The organism is Paenibacillus pini JCM 16418, from assembly GCF_000576305.1.
GTDB lineage: Bacteria > Bacillota > Bacilli > Paenibacillales > Paenibacillaceae > Paenibacillus_AQ > Paenibacillus_AQ pini.
Genome location: NZ_BAVZ01000004.1, coordinates 165099 through 178483 on the forward strand (window position 1 = coordinate 165099; position 13385 = coordinate 178483).

Annotated in this window: 15 protein-coding genes and 1 pseudogene; 4 read left to right on the forward strand and 12 right to left on the reverse strand. The window is 41.6% G+C overall.

Features of this window, described 5'->3' with window-relative positions; all coding sequences use genetic code 11:
• Positions 1 to 135: 135 nt before the first annotated feature.
• Both JCM16418_RS26610 and JCM16418_RS26615 read right to left on the reverse strand, forming a co-directional pair.
• Entirely contained in the window at positions 136 to 915 is a 780-nt protein-coding gene (locus JCM16418_RS26610; protein WP_306304760.1) for an MFS transporter, read from the reverse strand.
• Between the two features lie 29 nt (positions 916 to 944).
• Entirely contained in the window at positions 945 to 1652 is a 708-nt protein-coding gene (locus JCM16418_RS26615; RefSeq protein ID WP_306304761.1) for a DHA2 family efflux MFS transporter permease subunit, read from the reverse strand.
• A gap of 181 nt (positions 1653 to 1833) precedes the next feature.
• Between JCM16418_RS26615 and JCM16418_RS07925 the strand changes: the two genes are divergently transcribed.
• Complete coding sequence (locus tag JCM16418_RS07925) at positions 1834 to 2472, forward strand: TetR/AcrR family transcriptional regulator (protein WP_081765354.1); 639 nt, start codon at positions 1834 to 1836, stop codon at positions 2470 to 2472.
• Positions 2473 to 2522: 50 nt separating this feature from the next.
• Here JCM16418_RS07925 and JCM16418_RS23615 read toward each other — a convergent pair whose 3' ends face one another.
• From JCM16418_RS23615 to JCM16418_RS07945, 5 genes and pseudogenes are all read right to left on the reverse strand, one after another.
• The gene (locus JCM16418_RS23615; RefSeq protein ID WP_148298762.1) at positions 2523 to 2912 is read right to left on the reverse strand and encodes a hypothetical protein; all 390 of its coding nucleotides are present in this window, start codon (positions 2910 to 2912) and stop codon (positions 2523 to 2525) included.
• 38 nt (positions 2913 to 2950) lie between these two features.
• Entirely contained in the window at positions 2951 to 4453 is a 1503-nt protein-coding gene (locus tag JCM16418_RS07930) for an FtsX-like permease family protein (RefSeq protein WP_052020126.1), read from the reverse strand.
• Positions 4428 to 5200, reverse strand: a pseudogene (locus JCM16418_RS07935) (ABC transporter ATP-binding protein). Before JCM16418_RS07935 ends, JCM16418_RS07930 begins: the two are co-directional and overlap by 26 nt.
• 173 nt (positions 5201 to 5373) lie before the next feature.
• Positions 5374 to 6360: a sensor histidine kinase gene (locus tag JCM16418_RS07940; protein ID WP_036647441.1), complete on the reverse strand. Its 987-nt coding sequence runs from the start codon at positions 6358 to 6360 to the stop codon at positions 5374 to 5376.
• Entirely contained in the window at positions 6357 to 7058 is a 702-nt protein-coding gene (locus JCM16418_RS07945) for a response regulator transcription factor (protein ID WP_036647443.1), read from the reverse strand. Before JCM16418_RS07945 ends, JCM16418_RS07940 begins: the two co-directional genes overlap by 4 nt.
• Before the next feature lie 242 nt (positions 7059 to 7300).
• On the opposite strand from JCM16418_RS07945, the gene JCM16418_RS07950 reads away from it, so the two are divergent.
• Positions 7301 to 8056 (forward strand): hypothetical protein, encoded by a 756-nt coding sequence (locus JCM16418_RS07950; RefSeq protein WP_036647446.1) that lies wholly within the window; start codon positions 7301 to 7303, stop codon positions 8054 to 8056.
• Between the two features lie 317 nt (positions 8057 to 8373).
• Here the strand turns inward: JCM16418_RS07950 and JCM16418_RS07955 are convergent, their stop codons facing one another.
• From JCM16418_RS07955 to JCM16418_RS07975, 5 genes are all read right to left on the reverse strand, one after another.
• The gene (locus JCM16418_RS07955; RefSeq protein WP_036647448.1) at positions 8374 to 8643 is read right to left on the reverse strand and encodes a hypothetical protein; all 270 of its coding nucleotides are present in this window, start codon (positions 8641 to 8643) and stop codon (positions 8374 to 8376) included.
• A gap of 15 nt (positions 8644 to 8658) precedes the next feature.
• Positions 8659 to 9960, reverse strand: a complete 1302-nt coding sequence (locus JCM16418_RS25710) for a pre-toxin TG domain-containing protein (RefSeq protein ID WP_081765356.1) — start codon at positions 9958 to 9960, stop codon at positions 8659 to 8661.
• A 63-nt stretch (positions 9961 to 10023) separates the two neighbouring features.
• Positions 10024 to 10299 (reverse strand): WXG100 family type VII secretion target, encoded by a 276-nt coding sequence (locus JCM16418_RS07965; RefSeq protein ID WP_036647451.1) that lies wholly within the window; start codon positions 10297 to 10299, stop codon positions 10024 to 10026.
• Between the two features lie 16 nt (positions 10300 to 10315).
• A complete protein-coding gene (locus JCM16418_RS07970) occupies positions 10316 to 10591 on the reverse strand; it encodes a WXG100 family type VII secretion target (RefSeq protein WP_036647453.1) in 276 nt (91 codons plus the stop codon).
• Entirely contained in the window at positions 10588 to 11385 is a 798-nt protein-coding gene (locus JCM16418_RS07975) for a hypothetical protein (RefSeq protein WP_036647455.1), read from the reverse strand. The genes JCM16418_RS07970 and JCM16418_RS07975 overlap by 4 nt, the downstream gene beginning before the upstream one ends.
• Positions 11386 to 11506: 121 nt before the next feature.
• Between JCM16418_RS07975 and JCM16418_RS07980 the strand changes: the two genes are divergently transcribed.
• Both JCM16418_RS07980 and fabV read left to right on the forward strand, forming a co-directional pair.
• Positions 11507 to 11764 (forward strand): GlsB/YeaQ/YmgE family stress response membrane protein, encoded by a 258-nt coding sequence (locus JCM16418_RS07980; protein ID WP_036647457.1) that lies wholly within the window; start codon positions 11507 to 11509, stop codon positions 11762 to 11764.
• 263 nt (positions 11765 to 12027) lie between these two features.
• Positions 12028 to 13221 (forward strand): enoyl-ACP reductase FabV, encoded by a 1194-nt coding sequence (gene fabV, locus JCM16418_RS07985; protein WP_036647459.1) that lies wholly within the window; start codon positions 12028 to 12030, stop codon positions 13219 to 13221.
• Positions 13222 to 13385: the final 164 nt, after the last annotated feature.

The window sequence follows — 13385 nt, forward strand, 5'->3', positions numbered from 1 at the left end:
CTGCAATTCAAGAAAAAATCTTGGAAAAATACATAAAGAAGGAGCAGGTCATTGAGGTGACCTGCCCCTTCTTTATGTACATATTCTCTTCCATTATATGAAATCCATGATTTTATTCAGAAGAACAATGGCCAACTAGCCATGCATAATCTCCGAATGCACTTTCGCCGAAGAACTTTCTTGTTCACTCTTCCGTCCCTTACGGAGCAGCAATCCTAGCAAGGCACCGCCGATGGCAACGAACATCATGATATGGAATGTATCGTCAAATCCCTTCGTGAGCACCATTTGTGACGCCTGTTTCAACGCCTCTGGAGATGTATTCGCGGCAGCGCCCGACGCTGCTGCTGCCTCCTTCATTTCAATACCTCTAGCGGTTGCTCTAGATGATAGAATGGTCACTAATGTTGAAACTGCTAGTGAAGTGATCACCTGTTGCATGGAATTGGTCAGAGACGTGACTCGGTTAACGAGATGTCGAGGCGCTTTATTCAGTAGATGTGTATTCATCGGCATCATCATCATCCCCATACCCGCACCGCACATGATTAATGGCAGAATCACATCTTTGCTCTCTGTCGTAAGGTCCACATGAGAGTACTGATAGAGTGCTCCGGAGACAAGCGTTAGTCCACAAACAACCAGCCAACGAACGCCTATTTTATCAAACAAGATGCCAGCAATAGGCATTATTAATCCAGATGCTATGGCTTGAGGTAACAGGGTTAGTCCCGTATCGAAGGCACCAAACCCACGCGCTTGCTGCAAAAATTGTGGTAACAGAAATAGTGCGCCATATAGACCAAATTGGGCGACCCACTGTACGATGATTCCTGCGCTAAAATCAATAGATCCAAGCACTCGCAGTTCTAACAGAGGTGTCCGCGATTTCAGTTCAACTATAATAAAAGCCACAAGTGCAATAACCCCAACTGCAAGACCGATCAGCGTCTTATCTGAGGTCCAGCCTCTGCACCTTGGCTCACAGCATAAGATAGTGCAGCGAAAGCAAGAGGTCCTAGAATCATCCCATACTTATCGATTCCTGGAACCTGACTTCTCTGAACTTTAGGTAACTTTTTGAATCCAATAAGCAAACAAATGATACCCACAGGAATATTAATGAGAAAAATCCAGCGCCATGAGTGATATTCTACTAGCCAGCCGGATAATACGGGACCAATGGCGGGAGCAAATAACACGGGTATTCCCATGATCCCCATGACAACACCTACTTTACTAATCGGACTTAGTTTGTAGACATAAGCCATCGCTACAGGTAGTACACAGCCTCCTCCTAAACCTTGAATAACGCGGAATGCAATCAACCAAGGTGCTGTACTTGGTGTTGCACATAGTATCGAGCCTATTGTGAACAATACGATAGCTGATAGAAATACTGTTTTTGCACCGAAACGATCGGATAGCCATCCTGACAGCGGAATCACTGATGCTTGAGCAAGCATGTACCCTGTAACAACCCACTGTAACGTGGTGAGATTTGTATTGAAATCCTTAACTAATGTAGTCAAAGCCACATTCATTGCCGTGCTATCCAATACCACCATAAATACGCCTGCAATGATGGCGAGTAGCGGAACGAGAATACTCTTTAATCTGAAGTCGGCATCTGACGTTATCGTTTGTTCCATTCTCCCTAACCTCCCATGTTAACCTGGACTTGAGCAATTGACCTCAAGCAAGGTTTATCTCTATAATGAGTTGACCGGACAATTGTCCGTATCGGCATTTTTTAGTCTACGGACAATTGTCCGATATGTCAAATTATTCTTATACCCTTACATAAAGAGATCACTACACAGAAGGAGATTAATGATGATGGAACACAAATCTGAAGACAAGATGATCGTTTCTCGCAAAAATAAAAAGGTTGATCCCTATACCATTCGTATATTAGAAGCGGCACGCCAACTATTTACGGAATCAGGTCTCGAAGCCGTAAATATGTATCAAATTGCACAAAAAGCTGGTATCGGTCAAGGCTCACTTTACCGTCGTTATAGCGATAAGGGTGCCATCTGTTCTGATTTACTTGGCAATAGATCCGAGTCCTTCTTAACCGAGCTGGAGTTTAACGTATTGAAATCACCTTCATCCGCTTCTTCGCTAGAGCTGCTTGAAAGCTGTATCGAAAAAGTTATTGATTTCATAGATGAGCATGCCGATCTTCTACATTTGATTAAATCTGAATTTGTAGGTAAAGGACAGCTTACTCAATTCGAACATCCTATTTTCCAAAGTCTGAATGCTATCGTGGTTAAGCTCCTCGATCAGGCATCAAACGCCGAAGAAATCATTCCAATCGATACCCAATTTACAGCTACTGCGCTCATTTCAGCCCTGAGTCCAGATGTATACTTATATCAACAAAAAGTTTATGGCTCTTCTAAGCAACAGATTACGGCAGGAATTGTAACGTTGTTCATTACAGGTCTTCGAAAAAAAAGCTGACATACGGTTGTATCCGATGTCAGCAAAGATCATGCCTTAATGATTTCTATTTACACCATAACCCGCTTCAATTTCTGCACGTAACGAGACCGCACCAGAATGAAATATATCATCTGTACAACTAGAAATGCCGCCGAAGCCGTCATGATGGATGAATTAACCTCGCCTAAGCCAATAAGTTTACGTACTGCATTTAGAACAACAAGGGTTTGTATCGTCGATACAACGATTGGAATGAAGAAGAGTGATGCAATCTGAATCGTTGCCGCCCGACTCATCTCTTTAGCACGAAGTCCAATTTTGGACATTGCCCGGTACATTTGTTGATCCTGACTAAGCTCCGTATGGAGCTTGAAATACAGAAAGCTGGCCGAAGAAATCGAAAGCACAGCCGTAATAAATATGCCAACAAAGCTCATCATCGATGTTGACTGCTTCATTTCAGAGAATCTGCCACTTCGTGTTGTAAGAGAATTCATCATTTCACCATGCTTATTTTCTCAAATGCCTGCTGATGAAGATCCGTTCCAATCAGATACTCCTGATCGTCTTTATCTAATGCCTTCTTATGATTCCACTCAGGAATATGATATACAATCATATGTTCGATTCGAGATGCCTCATCTTCTGAAATTGATTTCTTCAGTTTTGTATATTCGTCATTACTAACGATCAGCGTGAAATCATTACCCATAGGTGAAATATTCTGATCTGGATAAAGCACTTGCTTTATTTCAAATTTCTCATCTGGCTTCTTTAATCTTAGTACATCTTGATTATACCAATTAGAAACAGGTTCTTCCGACATCGGTGAAACCACTACTACAGATTGATGGTTAGCCAGTTGAGCCATGGTAGGAACCTTCAATGCTTGAGCCAGCATGTTATAATTCGATAAACTCATTACATAAACGTAGGACTTATCTGCTCCTTGTATAGGAGAAACGTAAGCTTCGGTTTTCATTGTTTCATAGGGAACTTTATTTTTCTTCAGTATGTTATCCACTTCTTGCAAGTCCTTTGCCATGCTTTGCTCATCATAAATATGATATTGTATCGCGTAGGGGTTGCTCGAGTACTCCGTTTTATTGCGTTGATCTGCGGACAGTACAAATGCAACAGCCATACATGAAATGGATGTTACCACCGTCACCATGAATAGAATTCTGGCATTGTCTTTCATTTTATAAGCCATTTCAGAGATCCAAATCAGATTGGTTCCTCTCCAAACTAAGGCTCGGCTACGCTTAAGTAGGCGCATCATTACGACTGTAATCTGTGTAAAAAAGAAATACGTACCTGCAATACCTGTTAATGCAGCTATCTCAATTTTTTTATTCAAATAGTAATATCCTATTCCCAATAAGATAATGCCGAATACTGAGATCAGAATAGAAGCCTTTGGCTCTGTCTTGGGTTTGCTCGTTCCTTTAATCAATTCCAGAACCCGGTTACGGCGAATGAGAATAAGCGTAAATGCTGAGATGACCACAAATAATACAGCAAATGCCGATACCGTAAGCAACAGTGCCTTTACAGGAAAATACAAACCAAGATTATCAATTCCAATGACCTCAGAACTCAGCATCAAGAAAAGTTTAGATAAAACTAGTCCGGATGCAATCCCCGTTACGATAGAAACCGCTCCAATGATCATATTCTCCACAAAGACTAGCCCGCTCATTTGCCCCTGAGTCGCACCTAGAATCGTTAGAATCCCGAATTCCTTATTTCGCGCCTTAAGAAACGATCCGATCGAGTAAAGTACAAACAAGAATGAGAAAATATATATGATATATTCCATAATTTCCATCACCATTCGAGTGTTCGAACCAAGATCGGTATTATTGATATCTGGATGGAAAATGAAAAGTGCATACGTGAAGAACACCATCACCATGAAACTGCTGCTTAGGAAATAAGCAAAATAGGCTCGCGCATTTCTTTTCACATTATTAAACGCGAATTGAGGAAAGCTCATGTGCATTACCTCCTAAGAAAGACAGCATTTCAATGATTTTCTGGAAAAAGGCTTGTCTGCTCTCTCCCCTATGAATTTCTCCTGATAGCACACCATCTTTGATGAATACCACCCGATGACAGTAGCTCGCTGCTTGCGGATCATGTGTGACTAACATCATCGTAGCTGCATCCGTTTGGTTCAATTTTTCTAAGGTTTCCATAACGATGCGTGAAGAATTCGAATCAAGGCACCTGTTGGCTCATCTGCAAGCAGGAGTGAAGGACCCGGAATAATGGCTCTAGCAATGGCGGCACGTTGCCGCTGTCCACCTGAAATTTCATACGTTCTTTTATTCAAAATATCTGTAATTCCCAGCCGCTCAGCGACCTGTGCCAGCTTCTGCTCGATATCGCTAAGCTTCTGTCGATCCAGTGTAAGAGGCAATACGATATTCTCCGCGACAGTCAACGTATCTAATAGATTAAAATCTTGAAATACAAACCCAAGCTCGCGACGCCGAAAAGCAGCTAGGTCCTTTTTCTTCAATAGATGTGGATTATGTCCGTTGATCAGTACATCTCCAGAGCTCGGGGTGTCGATCGTCGAGACCATATTGAGAAGGGTTGTCTTTCCGCTCCCCGATGGTCCCATAACGCCTACAAATTCTCCCTTGTGTATCGTTAACTGAATATCGGTCAACGCCCGGGTTGTCACTTTCCCTGAATATACCTTACTCAGCCCCGTTACTTTTAAAATTTCAGTCATGAGGTAAAGCTCCTTTCAAGCTAGTTTTACTATAATTTTACTTTAAAGCATTACCTACCTCGTAACTATGGATTCTCCTTACGCTTACCTTAAACATTTGTAAGGTTATGTTCGTGTAACGTATATAAAAAGATGCAAAAGACGCCAAGTCCATCATACTCAGCGCCTCCCCATTACTTATAAAATGTAAATCTTACGGATGTTCCTTCTCCATGAACCGAGTTGATCTCTACGTTATGACCAAGCTTCCTACACACTTCACGTACAAGATAAAGCCCCATCCCCGTTGATTCATGATATTGCCTGCCTTGATTTCCAGTAAAATAAGGTTCAAATACTCTTCCTAAATCTTCAGGAACGATACCAATACCCTGATCCGTAATATCGAGCACGATATGAGGTCCTTGCAGATATGAAGTAAATATGACCCGCTTCCCTTTACCCGCGGAATAGTTCACGGCATTCGTAATCACTTGACCAATCATAAATTGGAGCCACTTTGTATCACTATATACGGTCAAATCAGCCTGCACTCGGAGTTCCGGATACACGTGCTTGCGAATAAACCACATTCGATGATCAGCCACAGCTGCTTCAACTACTTTACGGAGAGAAAGCTGATCTACTCTGAAATCATGCTGAAACTGATCCAGTCTAGATGTATATAAAGCCATTTCGAGACCCTTTTTGAGCCTATCCATTTCCTCTTGGATATGGTCCTGAACTTCATCTTCAAGATCTAAATCCTGGAGGGTCAGCTGGATCACAGAAATCGGCGTTTTCATTTGATGGACCCAACGATTGATAAAAGCCGTATGATATTCAAGCTTTTGCTGCGTTTCATACATCTTATTGTTATATAGCTGAAATTGACTGCGCAGCAGTAGCGTCGTTGCTTCAGCTAGAGGTGCTTCTCCTAATTCAAGTAGAGATTGATCCATATTTGCCATCGGTTCATTTAATCTTTGGTACAGCTTCATATGACTTACATAACGATATACGAGATAGATGGCTAACATACTAACGATTAGAACAGCACTATAGAGAGGAACCTCAAGTGAATGCATATCTAAGGCAAGCCAGATTAGAGAACCCACAAGGATGATCTGTATTCCAAAAATGATGATTAGCGGTATATGCTCTTTCCAGAATAATCTCATGTCGCTTCAAATCCATTTAACTTCAGCATATAACCCGCTCCTCTGACCGTTTCAAGCTGTTCTTCCATCCCTATTTCTCTTAGCTTCTTACGGATACGTGTAATGTAGACATTAAGTGTATTATCGTCTATAAAATGATGATCCTCCCACAGCATGTCCAGTAGGCGACTGCGACTAACGACTCGATCGGCCTTTTTCATTAATGCTTCCATGAGAAGTAATTCCTTCTGAGTTAACTCCACCGACACATCACCTCGTGTGAGCGTCAAACGCTCCGGGTAGAGTGTTAAACTCGCAGCTTCAACGGTTCGCTCCTCTGCTTTCGCTGAGTATGAACCATAAGCTCTACGAAGATGACTTCGTATTTTAGCCATAACGACATCATAATGAAAAGGCTTGATGATATAATCATCAGCCCCATTCTCGAGCGCCAGAACCTGATCCATCTCACTTTCACGCGCCGAAATAAACAGAATGGGACAGGTCGAGATCGATCGAATCTGACGGCACCAGTAAAATCCATCGAATTTCGGCAGATTCACGTCTAGGAGAACGATATGTGGCTGAATTTCCTGAAACTTTTCCATTACACGCTCAAAGTCATCAACCGTCGCAGCCTTATATCCATACTTCTCCATGTGACCCTTCAGCATGGCAGAAATCTTATAATCATCTTCAATAATTAAGACTTGAAACATGTAAAAGAACCCTCTTTTCAACAAGAATAAACGAATAACCCTTTGATCATCTAACATAGCATGTAGTATCCAGTTTGTCATTTATAGTAAAAGTTAAAACTTTATTCAGTTGAATAGCAATAAATTCAACATATTAACATTTATTTAACTTTATTATCAAATATTGTTTTTATAATGTAAATTATATTTCTACTGGCTCTGATATAATTTCTGCTAGACAAGATGAAAGGGGCACCATAGAGTTGAGAAAAGAAATGGGTATATTCATGATGTTATGTACTGTCTTGCTTTCCGGATGTGAGATAGATCATTCAGGAAATGTTACTAAGGCGTCAGGTCAACCTTCCAATGAGCAGGATACTAAGCAACCCGATCAAGAGGATGCTTCAAAGTTGATTGCTGCTTCACCAAATAAAGAAGTCAAACTTTATAAGATTGAAGAGTTGAAAGCTGGACTAAAAAGGGTATCCTTACATATCAATGGAAAGCAAAAAAAATTGGAGTGGAACATGCCGAATACTGGCACTAAACCTCAGGTATTCTATACTGATCTGACGGGTGATGGTGAGAAAGAAGCCATTATTATCATCCAGACGGGTCGAGGGACAGGCTTAGATATCTATGATATTCATGTTATTCAAGCCGAGGATTTATCAGAGATTAAAGTGCAAAGGTATGACGATATTGTTGCCAAACAGATAAAGTCGAAGGTGACTAAGAATGGTGACGGTACATTAGCGATTTCAGTTAAAACGCAAGGAAAAGAATATCATTTCGATTATGATTTTGATCCCGCGCCAAAACATAAACAAGATGAGCTCTATTTCGGCGGTGTAGTCATTTATGGAGTGGAGAACCAAACCATCAACTTATATCTCGGAGCATCCGTAGGAATATCTCCCTCCTATGTGTGTGATTTCAACATCACATATAAATTCGATCGTGCAAAGAAGGAATATATTGTAGATCAAATTAAGGTCGAACCTGTTGAAAAATAGAAAAGAATTGCAACAAGGTATTTTAAAGTTACTAGTACATTTGAAAATTGCAGCTAATAAAATTAATTTGTTCCTGAATCCCTCCTATTAGTTTCGCTAAATTTAGAAATAAACCGCAGAAAACGAAGCTAACAAAGAACAGGTCAATCATGGTGGTATTTCACCATAATCAACCTGTTTGATGTATCGAAATAGCGTTATTTAAATTATAAAATTAAAACATCAAATGTGCGTATAAACGATATGGAGAAATCTTTATACGGGTATTACATGGTAAATATGTGTTATTGGTTGAAGGAGGGGTATGTTAACTTTGACTATGAAACCAGATATACCATCGACCCCAATGGTATATCTATGGGTTTAATAGACTTACCAAGACATATGCCTACCATTTTTTTATCAGTTGGTGAGTTAGAAATTTGAACTGAAACAACTTCCAATTCTAGCTCTTTGTTTTCCGGTGTCCTAAGAACAATGTTATCACCAATTTTATTTAAAGAAGCGAGAGCAGGGTTAATTCCAACTATAATAGTTCCATTTTCTTTGGATTCAAAAACATCTCCAACTTCCATTAATTTTTCCATATAATACCTTCCCTTCTATCTATTCTGGATATATAGCTCATCCTTAACGTCTCGAATACGAAGTCCACCGTTTTTCAATCTTGTAATTGCATCCCTAAGTAATGTCATTCTTTCAGCTGAAGTTAAATCTGGGGCAAATCTAGCAGCTCTAATACTAGCCTGCGCTTCATCTAAAGCAAAGTTTCTTGCATATGTTGCAGGATCAACATCGTAAAGGTTAAATGCTTTTCCATTTACATACGCGTCATAATGCCCAACAATTTCATGGGCTATGGTTGCCTTACCTGAGACACGACTATTCGCATTTAAAGTTCCGATTCCGGGAGATTTAGCAGGTAACACGTCGGTATTTATATACAACCTGTCATACATCATTCCCGTATTCCAACTATCCCTAAATACAATATTTTCTTCAGGAAAACCTAGCTTTTTCGCATAATCAACCAATTCGCTTCTTTGTGCATTGGTTAATTTTATTTCATTTCTCAATCCTCCTGAAGAAATTTGGCGATGAACACCCGTCCCCTCAATCCCCTTCTCCAGCACCCCACCCTTATTCTTCATTATCGCGGCCGCAGCAACGGTGCTTGCAGATCCGCCCCCTATAAGTGGAGCAGCGGCAGTAGCTACTTCATCGGTTTCTTTTGCTGCTGCGCTCGCTGCTTTTTGCTCAGAACTAAGGGTCTCTGCTGTGGATTCGGCACGATGCGCGCCCATTCCTGCTTCTTCTGCATGTTCAATCTTCTTCGTTGCCGCGATTACATCCACAGCTTCGTCGCTGTGTCTGGTAACCTGCGTAATGGCTCCCGTTGCTTCGAGCGCCTTATCTGTCATCTTAATGATTTTGACTCCGTTACGCACACCTTTGCCTGCTGGTCCGAGCACGGCTAATGCTCGTTCCCATCCCTGTAGCTTCTCTCCCGTGATCAAATCCTGACCACTTATCGCTTCAATGATGCCTTTGGCATTACCAACGATCGGGAGAAAGTCTAACGCCATACTTCCAGCCGTCTTTGTAAAAGACCAAATCTTACCCGCATCAAAGCCTGTACCTTTACCATCGGCTTCGGTGAAGTGATCCGCTTTACGTTCTGTAAATTGCGAAAGGGACTCGAGTTCTTGATTTAGCTCGTTTAATTGCTGCTGCATGGCGCGAAATGCACCGTCTATTTCAGCTCGTCCGCGGCTTTCTAGTGTGAAGCTATTCATCATTCTTATAAGTCCACTTTCCAGCCGCTGTACCTCTTCAGATGCTCGCCTGAGCTCCTTACCTGTATGTCTTAGACTGGATGCCTGCCCTCGATCCTCAAGGTTCATCCCTCCCCGAAATCCCACTCCCTCTATGTATGTTGTGGTATACAAATGTCTTCTCAATGTGACTCAGGATCTAGCTTCAACTTGTGCATCCGCTTGTCGGAATGCTTCTGCCATCTGCTCTAATTGCTGGGAAAACTGCTGCATTTGACTGATGGTACGAGACATACGAGACATCATTTTCTGATATTCCACGTCAAAATGTTGCTGAGCTTGTCCTGACCAGGCTAGCCCTTGAACATTGCCTCTAATTCGACTGCTAGTCATACTCAAGCTTTCGCCAGCCGCTCTTACACTGCGAGCGATGGACATCATCTCCTGAACATCTGCGCGAATTCGCATCCGGATGAAACCCCCTCTATGAACTGGTATCTGCTGCCCTGAATCTCTCGGCAATTGCCGTTAATTCATCCCCAACATCTTTTAGTAAGGTCGATACACTTTGAAGCTGCTGATGTGCATCTTGATAGGATGCATAGAATCTTTCTTTGGAATTTCCTTCCCATTCTCCTCCCATCCCATCGATTAATGACTTTAATTCTTGGGCCATGGTCAAATTCTGTTCACTACAGTTTAAGAAGCGGGTTCCAATTTGCTGCAATTGATCAGGTTCAATTTTGATTCTTTGACTCATGATCTAGCTCCTTCCTTAACTACCTTGAACAAATCAGCAAAACATTCGAGGGAAGCTTTGACAATGGATGGTTCAAAAGCTTGAATTCGAATCGAAGACATATTCGTATCAGATACGAGATATGCCAGATCCCCTATTCTCACAAAATGATAGGATTCTTGATTCCAATAGGAGCCTGTACGAGTCCAATATTCCATGGAACCCGAACTCTCAGCATGAAGAAAACAATGACAAATAACTTCAGCAGCCTCCGGTAAACACCCTTCCTCTAGGAGTGCGTTCATCATTTGCTCGGAGCTGTATACAATCCATTCTCGCCAAGTTACTTGAGACAGTTCTATAATCCATTTTTTTTCACTAGACATATTCAAAGGAAATAATCCGTATAGCACATCAATAGACAATGGTGCATTAGCGACAGGACATATGAACATATTGCCATGCCCATCATCTGTCCATTCCACGGCTAGTTCAGGAGTGAAAAATAGGAACCCTTCGTAATCCCCTAGCCCATCGATGTGTTTCGTTGCACGAACGGCATAGTTAGATCCACATACTTCAATACAAAGAGCTAATGCACCATCGACCTCGTATGTTCCTTTCGTATCATTACGTATTAGATAACCTTTCCGAATAAGGATCGGTAACGTTACTTCCCACTCCTCTTCTATCTCGTCCATCAGATAACCACGAAAAGGATCACTGTAGCCCGCGATCTGATCGACACTAAGCATCTGAGTCAAGAAGAAAAACTCTATGTACGAGATTTTGAAAGAAAATTCATCTTCTTCCAAGCATAATCACACTCCTTTTACTGCAGAAATAACTCCAATAGGGATTTTTACCCAAAAATGGGCGAATCTAAATACCTGTCCCAGCATAATATAGAGAAATTCCACTGAAAGGAGCAAATGCATGTATCTGTTATGGGTATTGATCGTAGGCGGAGTCATTGGATGGTTAAGTGGTAATTTAATCGGAAGAGACGTTCCAGGCGGAGTCATTGGTAACATTATTGCTGGTTTTATCGGCGCATGGTTAGGAACCGAAATTCTTGGTGTTTGGGGCCCAGTTATAGGCGGATTCCATATCTTTCCTGCTATTTTTGGCGCAATTGTTGCGTTGCTTATTTTCTTCGCTATCGCACGTGGCGGCACATTCAGAAGACGTTAATCACAGTCCTTTAAAAATCGTACACGTTCATCTGTGTCATCATGTTGTTACTCTAAAGAAAATAGTATGCCATTATTTACATTGCAAGCTGGTCCCTGAATTCATCAGAGATTAGCTTGTTTGTTTTTCAAATCAAAGAATTTGAGAACATTAATAACCGTCTTCACTTTTAGATTCTTTTTATGTATTTTAAATTATAGTATGATTAGATGGATCCATATCCATATTCAGCATTAGACAAGTAAAGTGAGGTAATAAAATACATGATTATTAAACCAAGAACACGTGGCTTCATTTGTACGACCACACATCCGGTCGGCTGCGCGGCTCAGGTTCAGAAGCAAATTGAATATGTACAAGCTAAGCCTGCTATTCATGGGCCTCGCAATGTACTCGTTATTGGTGCATCGACAGGCTATGGCCTATCTGCACGCATCGCGGCTGCTTTTGGAGCCCATGCAAATACGGTTGGCGTATATCGTCCAAGCGCTGGATCAGAGAAACGTACGGCATCGGCAGGCTGGTACAATTCAGCAGCATTTGAAAAGGCCGCCGAAGCAGCTGGACTGAAGTCCTTTAGTGTAACAGGAGATGCATTCTCCACAGAAACGAAGACCAAAACAATTGAACTCATTCGCAAAGAATTAGGTAAGGTGGATTTAGTTATTTACAGCGTGGCTTCTGCTCGCAGAACCAATCCTGTGACTGGGGAATTCTCCAACTCCGTTCTTAAACCGATCGGTCATTCTTACACGAACAAAACGGTTAATTTTCACACAGGTGAAGTCAGCGAAGTTACTCTTGAGCCGGCAACACAGCAAGAAATAAGCGATACCGTAACCGTGATGGGCGGCGATGATTGGCAGCAATGGATGAATGCCCTTAGTGAAGGAGAAGTCCTTACAAATGATGTAACAACGATTGCCTATTCATATATTGGTTCCGAAATTACCCAAGCGATTTATCGTGAAGGTTCCATCGGTCAGGCAAAAGATCATCTTGAGTCGACTGCACTCCAAATGAATGAAAAACTCGCTGCACATGGTGGACGAGCTTATGTATGTGTAAGTAAGGGTCTGGTAACCCAATCAAGCTCCGCGATTCCAGTGGTACCCCTTTACATGTCCGCACTATACAAAGTTATGAAGGAAAAAGGGCTGCATGAAGGTACCATTGAACAGACATACCGTCTCTTTTCGGAACGCTTGTATCCTGCATCAGGGGTTACTCCTCTTGATGACCAAGGACGTATTCGTATCGATGATTGGGAATTGCGTGAAGATGTACAAGCAGAGGTTCAAGAAATTTGGAACCAAATTACAACAGAAAACATCTACGAACTAACTGACCTTGTAAGTTTCCGCAAAGAATTCTTCCAGTTATTTGGTTTTGAAACGGAAGGTGTGGATTATGATGCTGACGTCAATCCTGACGTAGCTGTTCCACATTCAATTTAATGTAGTTTAACAATGAGGGCTTACCCATTTGGGTAAGCTTCTTTCTATGGTATATGGCTCAAATCTTTTCTCCCCCCTCGTCCACTATTGAAAGGCAACTGTGTTCTGTGTGTGGACATATGACAAATTTCTACTCACCACAATGACATTTAGCTGGCTAAATG

Excerpts from the sequence above, each read along its gene's own strand:
- JCM16418_RS25710 (WP_081765356.1), bottom strand. The coding sequence starts at position 9,960 with ATGAACCTTGAGGATCGAGGGCAGGCATCCAGTCTAAGACATACAGGT.
- JCM16418_RS07970 (WP_036647453.1), bottom strand. The coding sequence starts at position 10,591 with ATGAGTCAAAGAATCAAAATTGAACCTGATCAATTGCAGCAAATTGGA.
- JCM16418_RS23615 (WP_148298762.1), bottom strand. The coding sequence starts at position 2,912 with ATGAAGCAGTCAACATCGATGATGAGCTTTGTTGGCATATTTATTACG.
- JCM16418_RS07945 (WP_036647443.1), bottom strand. The coding sequence starts at position 7,058 with ATGTTTCAAGTCTTAATTATTGAAGATGATTATAAGATTTCTGCCATG.
- fabV (WP_036647459.1), top strand. The coding sequence starts at position 12,028 with ATGATTATTAAACCAAGAACACGTGGCTTCATTTGTACGACCACACAT.
- JCM16418_RS07940 (WP_036647441.1), bottom strand. The coding sequence starts at position 6,360 with ATGAGATTATTCTGGAAAGAGCATATACCGCTAATCATCATTTTTGGA.
- JCM16418_RS07930 (WP_052020126.1), bottom strand. The coding sequence starts at position 4,453 with ATGAGCTTTCCTCAATTCGCGTTTAATAATGTGAAAAGAAATGCGCGA.
- JCM16418_RS07980 (WP_036647457.1), top strand. The coding sequence starts at position 11,507 with ATGTATCTGTTATGGGTATTGATCGTAGGCGGAGTCATTGGATGGTTA.
- JCM16418_RS07965 (WP_036647451.1), bottom strand. The coding sequence starts at position 10,299 with ATGCGAATTCGCGCAGATGTTCAGGAGATGATGTCCATCGCTCGCAGT.
- JCM16418_RS07925 (WP_081765354.1), top strand. The coding sequence starts at position 1,834 with ATGATGATGGAACACAAATCTGAAGACAAGATGATCGTTTCTCGCAAA.
- JCM16418_RS07955 (WP_036647448.1), bottom strand. The coding sequence starts at position 8,643 with ATGGAAAAATTAATGGAAGTTGGAGATGTTTTTGAATCCAAAGAAAAT.
- JCM16418_RS26615 (WP_306304761.1), bottom strand. The coding sequence starts at position 1,652 with ATGGAACAAACGATAACGTCAGATGCCGACTTCAGATTAAAGAGTATT.